General features: G+C 70.3%; 14 protein-coding genes. 5 read left to right on the top strand and 9 right to left on the bottom strand.

The genetic code is table 11. The annotated features are described in order from the left end of the window. Window positions 1-162 precede the first annotated feature (162 nt). Entirely contained in the window at window positions 163-798 is a 636-nt protein-coding gene (locus FFS15_RS07865; RefSeq protein ID WP_137844469.1) for a hypothetical protein, read from the top strand. Then, entirely contained in the window at window positions 795-2,024 is a 1,230-nt protein-coding gene (locus FFS15_RS07860) for an acyl-CoA thioesterase/BAAT N-terminal domain-containing protein (RefSeq protein WP_137844468.1), read from the top strand. Before FFS15_RS07865 ends, FFS15_RS07860 begins: the two co-directional genes overlap by 4 nt. Before the next feature lie 6 nt (window positions 2,025-2,030). Here the strand turns inward: FFS15_RS07860 and FFS15_RS07855 are convergent, their stop codons facing one another. Genes FFS15_RS07855 through FFS15_RS07840 form a run of 4 tightly spaced genes read right to left on the bottom strand, consistent with a single transcriptional unit; the run spans window position 2,031 to window position 6,662 of the window. Continuing rightward, a complete protein-coding gene (locus FFS15_RS07855; protein WP_137844467.1) occupies window positions 2,031-3,392 on the bottom strand; it encodes a dihydrolipoamide acetyltransferase family protein in 1,362 nt (453 codons plus the stop codon). A 15-nt stretch (window positions 3,393-3,407) separates the two neighbouring features. Further along, window positions 3,408-4,382, bottom strand: coding sequence for an alpha-ketoacid dehydrogenase subunit beta (locus FFS15_RS07850; protein WP_137844466.1), 975 nt, complete (start codon window positions 4,380-4,382; stop codon window positions 3,408-3,410). Next, window positions 4,379-5,545, bottom strand: coding sequence for a thiamine pyrophosphate-dependent enzyme (locus tag FFS15_RS07845; protein WP_137844465.1), 1,167 nt, complete (start codon window positions 5,543-5,545; stop codon window positions 4,379-4,381). The genes FFS15_RS07850 and FFS15_RS07845 overlap by 4 nt, the downstream gene beginning before the upstream one ends. A 4-nt stretch (window positions 5,546-5,549) precedes the next feature. Further along, the gene (locus FFS15_RS07840; RefSeq protein WP_137844464.1) at window positions 5,550-6,662 is read right to left on the bottom strand and encodes a histidinol-phosphate transaminase; all 1,113 of its coding nucleotides are present in this window, start codon (window positions 6,660-6,662) and stop codon (window positions 5,550-5,552) included. A gap of 62 nt (window positions 6,663-6,724) precedes the next feature. On the opposite strand from FFS15_RS07840, the gene FFS15_RS07835 reads away from it, so the two are divergent. Continuing rightward, entirely contained in the window at window positions 6,725-7,117 is a 393-nt protein-coding gene (locus FFS15_RS07835) for a phage holin family protein (RefSeq protein WP_137844463.1), read from the top strand. On the opposite strand, the gene FFS15_RS07830 is transcribed toward FFS15_RS07835, so the two are convergent. The 3 genes from FFS15_RS07830 to FFS15_RS07820 all read right to left on the bottom strand — a co-directional run bounded on the left by FFS15_RS07830 (window position 7,089) and on the right by FFS15_RS07820 (window position 12,115). Further along, window positions 7,089-8,453 (bottom strand): hypothetical protein, encoded by a 1,365-nt coding sequence (locus FFS15_RS07830; protein ID WP_137844462.1) that lies wholly within the window; start codon window positions 8,451-8,453, stop codon window positions 7,089-7,091. The two genes, FFS15_RS07835 and FFS15_RS07830, sit on opposite strands and share 29 nt — an antisense overlap. Next, on the bottom strand, window positions 8,450-8,749 hold the full coding sequence (locus tag FFS15_RS07825; RefSeq protein WP_137844461.1) for a hypothetical protein: 300 nt from the start codon (window positions 8,747-8,749) through the stop codon (window positions 8,450-8,452). Before FFS15_RS07825 ends, FFS15_RS07830 begins: the two co-directional genes overlap by 4 nt. Before the next feature lie 114 nt (window positions 8,750-8,863). Beyond that, the gene (locus FFS15_RS07820) at window positions 8,864-12,115 is read right to left on the bottom strand and encodes an ExeM/NucH family extracellular endonuclease (protein ID WP_249353840.1); all 3,252 of its coding nucleotides are present in this window, start codon (window positions 12,113-12,115) and stop codon (window positions 8,864-8,866) included. A 179-nt stretch (window positions 12,116-12,294) separates the two neighbouring features. Between FFS15_RS07820 and FFS15_RS07810 the strand changes: the two genes are divergently transcribed. Both FFS15_RS07810 and purB read left to right on the top strand, forming a co-directional pair. Then, window positions 12,295-12,801, top strand: a complete 507-nt coding sequence (locus tag FFS15_RS07810; protein ID WP_137844460.1) for a low molecular weight protein-tyrosine-phosphatase — start codon at window positions 12,295-12,297, stop codon at window positions 12,799-12,801. A 48-nt stretch (window positions 12,802-12,849) separates the two neighbouring features. After that, window positions 12,850-14,232, top strand: a complete 1,383-nt coding sequence (gene purB / locus FFS15_RS07805; RefSeq protein WP_137844459.1) for an adenylosuccinate lyase — start codon at window positions 12,850-12,852, stop codon at window positions 14,230-14,232. Between the two features lie 56 nt (window positions 14,233-14,288). Here the strand turns inward: purB and FFS15_RS07800 are convergent, their stop codons facing one another. Continuing rightward, window positions 14,289-14,609 carry an amino acid transporter gene (locus FFS15_RS07800; protein ID WP_137844458.1) on the bottom strand — a complete coding sequence of 107 codons (321 nt, stop codon included), beginning with the start codon at window positions 14,607-14,609 and terminating at the stop codon, window positions 14,289-14,291. Next, entirely contained in the window at window positions 14,606-15,331 is a 726-nt protein-coding gene (locus FFS15_RS07795; RefSeq protein ID WP_137844457.1) for an acyl-CoA synthetase, read from the bottom strand. The genes FFS15_RS07800 and FFS15_RS07795 overlap by 4 nt, the downstream gene beginning before the upstream one ends. Window positions 15,332-15,397: the final 66 nt, after the last annotated feature.

The following is a 15,397-nucleotide window of genomic DNA, read 5'->3' as shown; positions in this document are numbered from 1 at the left end:
TCTCAAACTGGATTTCGACCTTGCTCAAGCCCCATTGAACTCCCGGGTCACACGGAACCGTCGGGGGCGGATATGCGTGTGACCCGGAGGTTCAATGGCGCTCAGCGAATGTGTCGAAAGCGAATCGGCGATCCCAGACCGGGTGACTGCTATGTTCGGGCCGTGCTCCCGAAAGCCGTCCGTCGCTCACTGCTGCTGGCGTTGCCGTTCCAGGCCAGCATCCTCGCCGTCGCCGTCGCCTTCCTCGTGGCCGGATTCAACTCGCAGGTGGTGCTCACGGCACTGCTCGCGCTGTCGATGTGGGCGCCCGCCGCCGCCGAGCTCGTCTTCCGCACCAGCCTGCCCCGCGCCCTGCAGCTGCACTACCTGATCTTCATCACCCTCGGCCCGTTCGCGGGGAGTGCGCTGAACGCGTACGCGGCGATCCCCGAGTGGGACACATACATCCACTTCGACTCGGGCGTCATGATCGCGTGGCTCGGGATGCTGTGGGTGCGCCGCGTCGAGGAGCACCTCGCCGTGTCGCTGCCGAGGTGGTTCGGGCTGCTTGTGATCCTGCTGACCGCGATGGCGTTCGCCGCCGCGTGGGAGCTCTGCGAGTTCGCGAGCGACCAGCTCATCGGGACGGTCTCGCAGAGCGGCCTCGAGGACACGATGGCCGACATCCTGGCGGGAACGTCGGGCGGGCTCTTCGCGATCATCCTGCTGCTGACACTCGGGCGACCGCGGTCGCTCGCGCCTGCGTCACTGCTGCGATCGGCGCACCGCGAGCAGGCTGCATCCCTGCCGCAGGCATGACCTCTCGCCGCCGCCTCGCCGTCGCACCGGCCCTCGCGGCGGCCGTGCTGGCGCTCACCGCCTGCGGCGGCGGCGCCCCGCCCGCGATCGAGGTCACGCCGGTCGATGGCCCCTTCGATCCGGTCGACGTGCGCGTGACCGGACTCGCACCGGGGGCGACGATCACGCTCACCGCGACGACCCGCGTCGACGACATGCCCTTCGATTCGAGGGCCACCTTCGCTGCGGACGCGAACGGACGGATCGACCTCGCGACGACGGCGCCGGCGAGCGGCTCGTGGACGACGGCCGACCCGATGGGCCCGTTCTGGTCGATGTCGAGCGTCTCGCGACGCTGGTGGTCGGTCTTCGACGAGCCCTACGTCGTCGCTCTCGCCGTCGTCGATGCGTCCGGTGAGACTCTGGCTGAGGTGACGGTGGATCGGCCCGGCACCGCGCCGGGGGTCGAGACACGGCCGATGGAGGCGAGCGGCGTCATCGGCGCCTACACGCTGCCGGCAGACCACAGCGGCGAGCCGCTGCCCGCGGCGCTCGTGCTGGGCGGCTCGGAGGGGGGCCTGGAGACGGCGATGATGACGGCGCAGTGGATCGCCGGCCTCGGCTATCCGGCCCTCGCGGTGTCGTACTTCGACGAGCCCGGCCAGCCGACGGAGCTCGAGAACGTGCCGATCGAGCCGGTGCTCACCGCCCTCGAGTGGCTGCACGCGCAGCCCGAGGTCGACACCGATGCGCTCTTCACCTTCGGCTACTCGCGCGGCGGCGAGCTCGCGCTCTGGCTCGCCGCCGAGCACCCCGACCGGGTCGCCGGCGCCTTCGCCCCGGTCGGTTCGGGGTACCTCGTCTGCGGGGTTCCCGACCTGTCGGCCCCCGCGTGGATCCTCGGCGGCGAGCCGTTGAGTGCCGCGTGCGCGCGCGAGATCGGGCGCGAGCCGCCCGCCGGCTCACTGATCGACGTCGCCGCGATCGACGGGCCGGTGGTGCTCGCGTGCGGCGGAGAAGACGCGCTCTGGCCCTCGTGCCCGCTCATGGACGACATCGTGGCGCGGCGCGGGAGCGCCGAGACCATCGCCGTGCCCGGCGACGGCGCCAGCCACTTCGTCTCCATCCCTCCCGGCGTGCCCGGCTTGGATCCGGAGATCCCGGTCGAGATCCATTCGGCCACGCACGCGGTGCGCAGGGCCTTCTGGGATGCCGCCGCAGACGTGTTCGCGGCGGCCTCGCGCTGACTCGCTCTAGTCGAGCAGCAGCGCCGGCTCTTCGAGGATCGACGCCACGTCGGCGATGAACCTCGACATGCCGTCGCCGTCGATCACGCGGTGGTCGAACGAGCCCGCGACGGTGGTGACCCAGCGCGGGCGCACCTCGCCGTCGACGACCCACGGCTTCTGGCGGATCGTGCCCAGCGCGACGATCCCGGCCTCGCCGGGGTTGATGATGGGGGTTCCGGCATCCATCCCGAACACGCCGATGTTGGTGATCGTGATCGTGCCGCCCTGCTGGTCGGCGGGGGTCGTCTTGCCCTCGCGCGCTGTGAGCGTGAGCTTCTCGAGCGCGCGCGCGAGGTCGCGCATCGAGAGGTCCTGCGCGTCCTTGATGTTCGGCACGAGGAGTCCGCGGGGGGTCGCCGCCGCGATGCCGAGGTTGACGTACCGGCGCACCGTGATCTCGGCGCCGCCGTCGCGATCCACCCACGCGGCATTCACCATGGGCGTGCGGCGTGCGGCCCAGATGACGGCGCGCGCCATGATGAGCAGCGGCGAGACCTTGACGTCGGCGAAGTCCGGCGAGGTCTTGAGCCGCTTGACGAGCTCCATCGTGCGGCTGGCGTCGACGTCGGTCCACACCGACACGTGCGGAGCGGAGTACGCACTCTGCACCATCGCGGACGACGTGGCCTTGCGCACGCCCTTGACGGCGATGGTCTCCTCGCGCGCGTCGGGCTCTGCCGGTGCCGTGACCGGGGGGACGGATGCCGCAGCCGGCGCGACCGGGATCCGCTCCTCGCGGACATCGCCCCACTCCGGCGTCTCGATGTTGCGGAACACGCTCGCCTGCGACGCATGGCGGACGATGTCCTCGCGCGTGACCTCTCCTGCGGCGCCGCTGGGTGTGACGGCGGCGAGATCGACGCCGAGATCGCGGGCGAGTTTGCGGATCGGGGGCTTCGCGACGACGCCGACCGAGGCCTCGACGCGCTCCTGTGCGCTGACGGCGGGCTTCCGGCGGCGGGACTGAACGTGACCCCCGGTGCCGTAGCCGACGAGCACCGCGCCGTCGCCTCCGTCTGACGCCTCGGCGTCGGCGGGCTCGCCGTGCTCGCTCTGTCCGACGACGGTGGGTCCGGCACCATTCGCCACCGATGCGATCGTGATGATCGCCGCGCCGACGTTCACGGTGTCGCCCTCGGCGGCGAGCAGGTCGCCGACGGTGCCCGCGAACGGCGAAGGCAGCTCGACGAGCGACTTCGCGGTCTCGATCTCGACGAGCACGTCATTGACGGCGACCACGTCGCCGGGCGCGACCCGCCAAGCGACGATCTCGGCCTCGGTGAGCCCTTCGCCGACGTCGGGGAGGACGAATGTCTGGGTGCTCATGGCGAGCTCCTTACGTCAGTACGCGAGGGACCGATCGACGGCCTCGAGGATGCGGTCGGCGTCGGGCAGGTAGGCGCCTTCGAGCTTGGCCGGGGGGAATGGCGCGTCGTACGCCGACACGCGCAGAACCGGGGCCTCGAGCGCGTAGAACGCGCGTTCCATCACAGTCGCGGCGACTTCGGACCCCAGCGACGTGAATCCCGGCGCCTCCTGCGCGTAGACCATGCGGCCGGTCCGACGCACCGAGTCGAGCACCGGGCCGTAATCGACGGGCGACAGCGAGCGCAGATCGATCACCTCGCACGAGGTGCCCTCCGACTCGGCGAGCGCAGCCGCCTGGAGCAGCGTCGTCACCATCGCCCCGTGCCCGACCAGCGTGATGTCGGTGCCGCGGCGGACGACCCGGCTGGCATGCAGCGGCAGCGCGCGCGCAGCGGTGTCGACCTGGCCCTTCTGCCAGTACTTGGCCTTCGGCTCGAGGAAGATCACCGGGTCGGGCGAGGCGATCGCGTCCTGGATCATCCAGTACGCGTCGTTCGACGTGGACGGACTCACCACGCGCAGACCGGGCGTGTGCGTGAAGTACGCCTCGGGGCTCTCCTGGTGGTGCTCGACTGCGCCGATGTGCCCGCCGTAGGGGATGCGGATGACGATGGGCATCTGCACGGCGCCCTCGTGACGGTTCGTGATCTTCGCCAGCTGGGAGGTGATCTGATCGAACGCGGGGAAGACGAAACCGTCGAACTGGATCTCGAGCACCGGACGGAAGCCCGCCATCGCGAGTCCGATCGCGGTGCCGACGATGCCGGACTCCGCGAGCGGCGTGTCGAGCACGCGGCGGTCGCCGAACTCGGCCTGCAGCCCCTCGGTGACACGGAAGACCCCGCCGAGCTTGCCGATGTCCTCTCCCATGAGGAGCACCCGGTCGCTGCCGGCGAGGGCGGCGCGCAGGCCCGCGTTGAGCGCGCGGCTGAGCGGCATGGTGGTCATGACGCCCCCTCTTCGAACGATGCCTCGTAGCCGGTGAACCACGCCTTCTGCGCATCGATGAGCGGATGCTGCTCGGAGTACACGTGGTCGAACATCACGTCCGTTCCGAGCCCGCCGAGCTCGTTGGTGCGCACGCGCACGTCGTCGGCGACGGCGGCGGCCTCGGCATCCACGTCCGCGAAGAACGCCGAAGACGCGCCGCGACCCTCGAGGTAGGTGCGCATGCGAACGATCGGGTCGCGCCGCGCCCAGGCCTCCTCTTCGGCCGAGGTGCGGTATTTCGTGGGGTCGTCGCTGGTCGTGTGCGCGCCCATCCGGTACGTCATCGCCTCGATCGCACGGGGGCCGGCGCCCGCGCGCGCCTCTTCGAGAGCCGTGCGCGTGACCGCCCAGCTGGCGATCACGTCGTTGCCGTCGACGGGGATGCTCGGCATGCCGTACCCCGCGCCGCGTCGGTAGAGCGGCGCGGGCGACTGCGTCGCCACCGGCACCGAGATCGCCCACTGATTGTTCTGCAGGAAGAAGACCTCGGGGGTGCGATAACTCGCAGCGAAGACCATCGCCTCGTGCACATCGCCCTGGCTCGACGCTCCGTCGCCGTAGTAGACGATGACGGCCTCGTCGCGCTCGGGATCGCCCGTCCCGCAGCGCCCGTCGAGAACGAGTCCCATGCCGAACCCGGTCGCGTGGAGCGTCTGCGCCCCGAGCACGAGCGTGTAGATGTGGGTGTTGCCGTTCTTGGGGTCGAACGGGTTCCAGCCACCGTGGGTGAGGCCGCGCATGAGGCGGATGATGTCGATCGGGTCGACGCCGCGGATGCGGGTGACGACGTGCTCGCGATACGACGGGAACAGGTGGTCCTGCGGGCGGGCCGCACGCGCGGATCCGACCTGGGCGGCCTCCTGCCCGAAACTCGGCGGCCACAGGGCAAGCTGCCCCTGTCGCTGCAGATTGGTCGCCTGCACGTCGAACGCGCGGATCACCGCCATGTCGCGGTAGAGCTCCTCGAGGTCGGCGTCGGTCAGCGACGCGATCAGGTCGAGGTAGGGCTCGGCGGCGGGGGTGGGGTCGAACGACCCGTCCGCCGACAGGACGCGGACGAGGCCGTCGGCGTCCGGGGGAACGAGAGGGCTCGTCGTCTCCGACTCTTCGGGCGGGGTCACCGTTCTACGCTAGCCCGCGGCCGGAGTGGCCCTCTGGGAGGTCTGTCACAACGGATGCCGCGATCCCTAGGACCTTCTCGACAGACTCCTCCTCGCCCACCGAGATGCGCACGCCGTCGCCGGCGAAGGGCCGGACGATGAGCCCGCCCGCGTCGAACGCCGCAGCCACGGTGAGCGACTCGTCACCGGCGGGAAGCCAGACGAAGTTGCCCTGCGCCTCGGGCACGCGCCAGCCGGCCTCGCGGAGCCCCGCCGCAAGTCGGTCGCGGCGCTCGGCGATCACGCGCACGCGCTCGAGGAGCTCGTCGTCGTGGTCGAGGCTCGCAAGCGCCGCCTCCTCTCCCTGCGCGGTGACGGAGAGGGGGATGCCGGTGCTGCGCGCCGCATCGAGGATGCGGGTGTGGCCGACGGCGTAGCCGACGCGCAGGCCCGCGAGGCCGTACGCCTTCGAGAACGTCCGCAGCACGACGACGTTCGGGCGGGTGGGACCGCCGGGTTCGCGGAGCCCGTCGACGGCTGCGGGGTCGGTGACGAACTCGGCGTAAGCCTCGTCGAGGATCACGAGCACGTCCGCCGGCACCGCGTCTGCGAACGCGTCGAACTCGTCCTGGGTGACGATCGGCCCGGTCGGGTTGTTCGGGCTGCACACGATGATCGCCCGCGTACGGTCGGTGACCGCGGCCGCCATCGCAGCGAGGTCGTGGCGGGCGTCGGCAGTGAGCGGCACCTGGACGGGCGTCGCGCCGGCGACGACGGCGAGCCAGGGGTAAGCCTCGAACGATCGCCACGCGTAGACGACCTCGTCACCCGGGCCGGCTGTCGCCAGCACCAGCTGCGCGAGGATCGAGACACTTCCCGCCGCGACGTGCACCTCGTCGGATGTGACGTCGTAGCGGGCGGCCAGGCGCTCGCGCAGGCGGGCGGCCGAGGCATCGGGGTAGCGGTTGAGCGCGGTCGCCGCCTGGACGGCTTCCACGACGCCCGGGAGCGGATCGAACGGGTTCTCGTTGCTCGACAGCTTGAACGCGTCGGCTCCGGCCTGCTTGCCCTGCTTGTAGGGGGGGAGAGCCGCGATCTCGGGGCGGACGCGGACGGGGATGTGGGGTGCGTCGGTCACGTGCCGAGTCTAGGCGCGGCACCTTCGGCGGCGGCCGAGGCCCGTGGCAGACTGGGTGCACTATGCGCTTCATCATCCGAGTCGTCGTCAACGCGTTCGCGATCTGGGTCGTGACGCTCATCACCGCACTGCAGGTCACGATCATCCCCTTCCCGCCCGGGGAGACGCTCCAGCTCGTCCTGACGCTGCTGCTCGTGGCCGCGATCTTCGCGATCGTCAACACGATCATCGGAACAGTCATCAAGGTGCTCGCGTTCCCGCTGTACATCCTGACGCTCGGCCTCATCGGGTTGGTCATCAACGCGTTCCTGCTGTGGCTGACCGCCTGGATCACGAGCTTCTGGAACTGGGGCCTGCGCGTCGAGGACTTCTGGCTGGGCCTGGTCGCTGCGATCATCATCTCGCTCATCAACTGGGTGTTCGGCATCATCCTGCGCCCCCAGACGAAGGACTGACGCGGGCTTCGGCGCGCTCGGCTCCGTACTCGAAGACCTCCACCGACGCCGCTTCGCCGAGCGCCGCCAGCGCATCGTGCAACCTGGTGACGCGCGGGTCCCCCGAGGTGTCGACGAGTGCGGCGGTCTCGGCGTACGTCGACATGTAGTGCGAGCTGAGCGCGGTGTCGTGGATTCCCGATGCCGGATCGTACGAGCGCTCCGCGATGAAGCTCCCCGGCGCTCCGACCGAGCCGACATGCCCACCGCCCGCGAGCGCGGCGAGCGGATCGTCGGTGTGGCGCAGTCCGACGCTGAGCGTCTGGGGTCCGACATCTGCCTCGACAGGCGACCCGAACGTCACATGTGTTCGGGTGTCGTAGTCGCCCTCGAGCGCGAGGTGCGCGGTGATCATCGCGCCCTGCGAGTGACCGAACGCGTGCACGACGTCACCGGGCTCGACCCCCGCCGCCTGCAGCGCCATCTTCGTCGCCTCGTACGAGGCCGACGCCTGCCCGGTGTACAGCTCGACGTTCGATGCCGCATCCCACGCGTCCTTCCCGCCGGGTGTGAGCGTCTGCGTCCCGGCGACGTACACGGCGTGCTGCCGCGATCCGTCGCGCATCGTGTAGGTCTCGACACGCACGCGTGCGGCGCCTGCGCCGGGGATCCGAGCGGCCGCTGCGGCGAGGGATGCCGGAGCCCCGGTCGTCGCACGGACCGGTGCGACCGGCATCACGTGGACCGCGGCGCCCCCGGGCGACAGTCGGGCGTCGCGCCCGAGCCGCCCCCGCCCGACGACGTTGGCACCCGCGCCGTAGGCGAGCGCGGTGAGCCCGAGGGCGACGCCGATGCCCGCCCCCGCCGGAACCGAGCGCTCGCTGCCGATCGCCCACCCGAGCTCGGTGGACTGGCGGACGAGTTCGCCAGGCAGCATCACGGCCCGCTCGACGTCGGCCAGCCGCGCGGGCACGATGGCGTCGCGGTGTGCCGCGATGAGGGAGTCGCGGAGGGCGTCGATGCGCGCGACCTCGGCGCGGTCGCCGGCCAGCACTCCCGCGTGGTGCGCGGCGTTCAGCTCGACGAGTTCGTACACCGCCGCCGTGTCGCGCAGCGCCGCGGCGATCCGGTCGGCGCCCGCGCACACCTCGCCCAGACGCGTCGCCAGCACGGACGCGGCGCTCGCGGCATCCCACGCCTCGTCGCGCTCGATGAAGAGTGTGAGCTGGAGGTGACCCAGGCGCCGCATGATGGCGTCGAGCTCGCCGCGGGCGAGCGCGAAGCGGGCCGCCGCCTGCCGCAGCGTCTCGGTGTCGACGGCGATCGCGCCGCCGCCGCGGATCTCGAGATCGCTCATCCGCAGCTCCAGACCGGGCGCAGCGCCACGCGGTAGCGCGCCTGTTCGGCGTGGATGCGGGCCGTCTCGGCGAGGCACCCGAGCCCCGACACCTCGCCTGCCCACCCGTCGGCCCGGTCGTGGAAGACGGTCGCCGCGCGCGCATGCCAGTCGGTGGAGGCCGCAAGCCCGCGTGCCGTGGCCGCGAGATCGAACAGTCGCTCGCTCAGCAGGTCGAGCTCACGCGCGACGACATCGAGCCGGGCGAGGGTGGCGGATGCCGCTGCGGCGCAGTCGGCGTCGGTGGGAAAGAACATGCGCCCATCGTCGGCGGCGCGAACCGCGACCGGCACGACGAGCGCCCGTCTGTGCATGAAACCGCCGCAGCCGGTCCCTGTGCAGGAACCGGCTGCGGAAGGCTCACCGCACCATCACTGGAGCCCGATGAGCCCCTTGACGCCGATGATCACGATCGCCGTGTCGGACGCACTGTTGCCCGCGGCATCCGTCGCCGTGTACGTGATTCGGTACACGGCGCCGTTCACCGCCTTCACCTGGAACAGCCCGTCGCCGAGGTCGGTGATCTCGGCGCGAGGGTGGCCCTCGGCCGAGATGTCGGTGAGCTCGACCGTCACGTCACCACGGTCGTCGGCGGCCACGATGTCGACCTGAACATCGCGCAGCTTGTTGTTCGGCGCGAGGATGAACCACGGGTCGGCGGTCACCTCGATCGTCGGCGGGGTGGTGTCGGGCGGCGTCAGCTCGAGGCCGACGAGCACCGGGTCGTGGTCGCTCGAGCGGAACGGGTCGGGCGCCCAGAGGGCGTCCTGCGCCGGCTGCTTGAACGACGTGTCATAGTCGATGAGGCTCGGCTCGTCGGCGTTGATGTACCAGGTCGAGGCACCCCGCACATCGGCGACGAGGTCGGGGCCTGCGAGTGCGTGGTCGAGGTAGCCGAGCTGGCCGTCGAAGACGTAGCTGTAGGCGTCCTCGCCCTGGTACTCGAGCAGCAGGTCGGTGTACCCGGCTGTCTTCAGCGCCGCGATCGGGTCCTCCTTGTCGTACGCGTTGAGGTCGCCGATGATGAGCTCGCGGCCGACGGTGTCCTGTCCCGTCGGGTCGGTGGCGAGCCAGTCGGCGAGCGCGTTCGCGGCGGCGGTGCGGACGCCGTTGCAGTCGCCCTGACCGTCCGCGTCCTCCGGGTCGTTCACGGCGTTGCAGTCGGAGCCCTTCGACTTCAGGTGGTTGACGACGACGGTGAACTCGCCACCGGCGGCATCCGCGAAGGTCTGCGTGAGCCCCGGCCGGTTGTACCGGTCGAGCCAGCGCGTGTCCTTCGACTCGTTCATCAGCTGGAAGTCGCCCACCGGCGTCACGACGCTCGCCTTGTACAGCAGTGCGGTCGTGATCGCGTCGGTGCCGACGACCCCGGTCGGGACGTAGGTGTAGACGTCGGCGCCGAGGTGGTCGTTGAGCGCTTCGGTGAGCGTCTCGACAGCGACGTCGTCGTTGTTCTCGATCTCGATGAGCCCGAACACGTCGGCGTCGATCGCGGCGAGGGCGGCGACGATCTTCGCCTCTTGACGCTCGAACTCCTCGACGGTGTCGGCGCCGCGCGTGAGGTCGTCGTCGTCGGAGTTGCCCGGAGTCGGGTCGATGGTGGTGAAGTAGTTCAGCACGTTGAAGCTCGAGACGACGAGATCGCCTCCGAACTCGGGCACGGCGGGCCGCTCGTTCACCGCGGTGAACACCGCCGGCTGCGTCGGCTGGATCGCCCACGTGTCGAAGCGGTAGTCGAGCACGCCCGTCGCGTCGTCGACGATGTCGCCGCCGCGGAACGTGTTCTCGAGCGTGAACTCCAGGCCGTTCGGATGCAGCGCCGGGTTCGGGTTCTGCGTGCCCCGGCCGTCGTCGAGTGTGATCGATTCGAGGATGTTGTCGGCGGCGAGCTGCTTCGCGGCATCCGAGCCGGGCGCGTAGGTCGCCGTCGGCTGATACTGACGGTCGATCCCCAGCGAGATCGTGCCAAACCGGCCGAACTCGAAGAACTCGAGGATCGCGAGCGGCTGCGGCAGCGTCACGCGCATGCCCTCGAGCGCCTCGCGCTGCTCGACGGTGGCGGGCAGGGTGAGCGGGGTCGCCGCAGGCAGCGCCTGGCCCTCGGCGCAGATCTCGATGTCGGTCTGTGTGATCTGCGTCATGCCGAAGTACTCGCTGACCGTGCCGACGACGTTCACGACGTCGCCGGACTTCACCTCGACGCCGGCCTGGGCGAAGACGAAGATGCCGTCGGAGGTCGCGGTGAGCCCGTCACCGGCATCCTGCACGTAGTAGCCGTTGAATCCGCCGGTCTGGAAGTCGCCGACCACCGTGCCCTGGATGCGCACGACCTCGCCGACCTCATCCGACGCGGCCCCGTCGCCCTGCACCGAGCTGATCGTCACGACGGGCAGTTCGCAGCCGGCCTCGACCTCGGGCACGGGAAGCTCGGTGGTGTTCGGGGCGCCCGGGGTGTTGACGGCCTCGCCGTCGACGAGTGTTCCGGGGTATGTCGGGATGCCGGCGAGTTGGTAGTCGTTGCGGGTCCAGTCCGAGGTGGTGTCGGTGTCGACGCCGTCGGGGATGCGCGACGCCCCGCCCGGGCGCGATGCCACGCCGTCGTAACCGGGTGCGAGCACGACCCCGCCGTAGGCCAGGTCGGTGGGTCCGCCGTCGTTCACGGCGACCGCATCCACGACCGTGAAGCCGAGTCCGTCGTCGATGACGCCGTCGTCGTTCGTGTCGATGTCGGTGCCGACCACCGGGAGCGTTCCGGTGACCAGCAGCAGGCTCATCGTGCCGTTCTCGAGGGCGTTGCCGGGAAGGGTGGCGAGCGAGCGGCCCGTCTCGTCGCTCGCGGGCACCGGTACGACCCGGTCGACCGTTCCGGTCGCCGTACCGCTCAGGTCGCCTTCGATGCTGAGAGCCGCGTAACCGGTGAGGACGGCCCCCGGGGTTGCGAGAAACTCGATGTACTCGATCGTGTCGGTGCCGTCATGGTCGGCCAGGAACTCGTTGATCTTCACCGTCGCCGTCGGCGGCTCGGTGTCACCGCACTGGACGGTGTGCGACCCGAGCCCGTCGAACGTGTCCTGTGCGAAGCCCGTCCACTCGAGCGACGGGTCGAAGGCGTCGGTGGCGGTCGTGTCGCCCGCGCACGCGTCGGCGTTGCGCCGCAGCGTGTTGTTGGCGGTCGAGGTGAGTCCGGTGCCCCACTCGGCACCGGGATCGACCCCGACCTGGCCGAGGGAGTCGATGACCGTGCCGGCCTTCACGAGAGTGACGGCGTCGTTTCCGTTGAAGAGGCTGGCGCCCGTCGTCTGGTCGGCATAGTCCGCCAGGAGGTTGTCAGCGAACACGTAAACGTCGCCGGCGGCGACAGACCCCGTGAGCGCGACTGTCAGCCCGGGGGCGACGTTGCCGTTGGAGTGGACCCGGAGCGCGTACCCGCCGGCAGCGAGATCGACCGCGGCACCCGTGCCGTTGTAGATCTCGATCGCCTTGTTGGTCGACGATCCTTCGACGTACTCGCTGATGAACAGCTCGGTGGGGGCCTCAGCGGCGGAAGCGGCCGGTGCGATGAGCCCGGTCAGGGCGATCGCTCCGGCCGCGGCGATGGCGACGACTCGACGTGTGTGGCGCAACAGATCCTCCTGGACGCGAAAGAAGGCCGGTCGGGCCTTCGATCCGAACGTACGGGAGGCGCTTCTGGCCCGATACCCCTTGACGAGGAGAGTTCCTTAACGTTCGATGACGAGAAACCTCCGAGACGTGGGCTGATTCAGGGCTTGGGGAGCGGTGCCGCGCGGGCCAGAATGGGGCAATGACTGCGAGCGCCGTGGAGCCCTTCCGCGTCGTCTTCGTGTGCACCGGAAACATCTGCCGCTCGCCGATGGCCGAGGTCGTCTTCCGCGAGTTCGCCGACGCCTCGGGCCTCGGCCCCCGCGTCGCCTCGACGAGCGCGGGCACAGGCGACTGGCACGTCGGCGAGCGCGCCGACCAGCGCACGATCGACGCGCTCGATCGTGCGGGCTACGACGGCACCAAGCACCGCGCGCGGCAGTTCACCCACGACGACTTCGCCCACAGCGACCTGGTGATCGCACTCGACCGCAGCCACGAGCGAATCCTGCGCGGGTGGGCGCGAAGCGAAGCGGATGCCGACAAGATCGCGCTGCTCATGACCTTCGATCAGAGCGCCCACACTCTCGACGTGCCCGACCCGTACTATGCCGGGCCCGGCATGTTCGACGAGGTGCTCGGTATGATCGAGAGCGCGAGCCGGGCGCTCTTCCGGCAGCTCGAACCCGCCATCCGCCCGTCGCCCTGACGCGGGTGCGCTGGCGCGTTCGTCGCCCCAGACCTTGACGGGAGTCCCGTGACCTCTCTGCCTCCCCAGCCTTTGAGCCCGCTCGACGGCCGCTATCGCGCCGTCGTCGCCGAGCTCGCCGACTACCTCTCCGAGGCCGGTCTCAACCGCGCGCGCGTCGAAGTCGAGGTGGAGTGGCTGATCGCTCTCACCGACCGATCTCTCTTCGGCGCCTCACCCCTGCAGGACGACGACAAGGCCCGCCTGCGGGCGCTGTACCTCGAATTCGGCCAGGCCGAGATCGACTGGCTCGCCGATAAGGAGGCCGTGACCCGCCATGACGTCAAGGCCGTCGAGTATCTCGTGCGCGATCGCCTCGACTCGCTCGGCCTCGCAGGTCTCGCCGAACTCACCCACTTCGCGTGCACGAGCGAAGACATCAACTCCGCCTCGTACGCGCTCACCGTGCAGCGTGCCGTCGAGCGCGTGTGGCTGCCGAAGCTGCGCGCCGTCACGAACGCCCTCGGAGCGCTCGCGGTCGCGCACCGCGACGCCGCGATGCTCTCGCGCACGCACGGCCAGCCGGCGACGCCGACGACCATGGGCAAGGAGATCGCCGTCTTCGCGTGGCGCCTCGACCGCGTCGCCCGCCAGATCGAGGGCGGCGAATACCTGGCGAAGTTCTCAGGCGCCACGGGCACGTGGTCGGCGCACCTCGCCGCCGAGCCCGACGTGGATTGGCCCGAGCTCTCGCGCTCGTTCATCGAGGGCCTCGGCATCCACTTCAACGTGCTCACCACTCAAATCGAATCGCACGACTGGCAGGTGGAGCTGTACGACCGCGTGCGTCATGCCGGCGGCATCCTGCACAATCTCGCGACGGATGTCTGGACCTACATCTCGCTGGGCTACTTCGCGCAGATCCCGGTCGCCGGTGCGACCGGATCGTCGACCATGCCGCACAAGATCAACCCGATCCGCTTCGAGAACGCCGAGGCGAACCTCGAGATCGCCGGCGGCCTGTTCGCGACCCTGTCGCAGACGCTCGTCACCTCACGCCTGCAGCGCGACCTCACCGACTCGACGACGCAGCGCAACATCGGCGTCGCCTTCGGGCACTCGCTGCTCGCGCTCGACAACCTGCTGCGCGGGCTCGGCGAGATCTCGCTCTCGGAGCACGTGCTGCTGGCCGACCTCGACGCGAACTGGGAGGTTCTCGCCGAGGCGATCCAGACGGTCGTACGTGCCGAGATCGCGGCCGGTCGCTCGGAGATCACCGACCCCTACGCTTTGCTGAAGGATCTCACGCGCGGTCGCCGGGTCGGCGCTTCCGAGCTCGCGGAGTTCGTGCGCGGCCTCGATATCGGGGATGCCGCGAAGGAGCGCCTGCTCGCACTCACCCCCGCGACCTACGACGGTCTCGCCTCGCAGCTCGTCGACGAGCTCCCCTGACGCGGCGACGATCCCGGGTCGCTGAGCGAGGGAGCTTGCGACCGAGACGAAGCGCGTCAGCCCTTCGGCGACTCCGCCGCGGCATCCGACTCTGGGTCGTCGTCCACGAGCACCGGCTTGTCGATCGTCTTGGTGACCTCGGCGGGGTCGACCGCGAGCAGCAGCAGCGAGACGATCACGAGCACCGCGATGAAGCTGATGCCGGCGATGATGAGCGCGAGCACGACCGCGGCCTGTGCCTCTTCGGCGGTGCGCTGCTGGAAGAACCCCATCGATACGAGGGTCACGATGCCGGCGAACAGGGCGGCGCCGAAGGCGAGCCCGAGCAGCTGCACGGGCTTCATGAGGTCGCGGCGGGTGGGGCGGTCGTCGCTCACGCGGAGTCTTCTTTCTCGGCCACGGGCGCCTCGGTCGGCGCTCCCGGTGCCTCGGTCGTGACGGGGAGGGGCGCGCGCGGCGAGAAGCCGGCGATCCCGAGGTAGACGGCGACGATCGCTGCGTAGCCGCCGAACACGCCCACACCGATCGTGATGCCGGTGAGCGTGAAGGTCTGTCGCGCCTCTTCGATCGTGTAGTCGAGGGCGAAGCCCGGGTTGACGAACAGCAGGGCGACGCCGAGGAGCAGCGTCACCACACCGATCACAACGGCGTCGCGGCTCTCGGAGCGGGGTCCGGGCGTCGGCAGCGGACGCGTGTCGGCGACGCCGGGCGAGATCTCGGGGCGCACGCTCGGCGCACGCATTTCGCGCCAGCCGGCGAGGAGCTCGAGCAGGCCGGTCACGAACGCCCACACGATGACGACGGCGAAGAACCCGGTGACGGTGCGCATCGGCGTGAGTCCGCCGGCCATTCCGGCGACGAGCGTCAGGCCGCCGAGGGCCGCGGCAGGCCAGCGGCGACCGGCCGGATACACGAGCCACACCGCGAGCAGGAACACGAGCCCGGTGGCGATCGCGAAGCCGCTGAAGACCGCCATCCCCACGAACGCGGAGTGGTCGGGCGAGAACGTGATCATGACCGCCGCGATCGCCGCGAAGGCGGCGCGCGCGAGCTGCACGTGCCGCACGTCGAAGGCGCGAGCGGAAGAAGCTGAGGTCACAAGGGTTTCCTGCGAAGTGGAACGGATGCCGCCCAGTCTAGTTGCGGTCCTCGGGAGCAGCCGCCG

The organism is Microbacterium sp. 2FI (genome assembly GCF_005502885.1).
Lineage (GTDB): Bacteria > Actinomycetota > Actinomycetes > Actinomycetales > Microbacteriaceae > Microbacterium.
The sequence above is the reverse complement of the archived record's forward strand: the minus strand, read 5'-3'. Positions and strand labels throughout refer to the sequence as shown.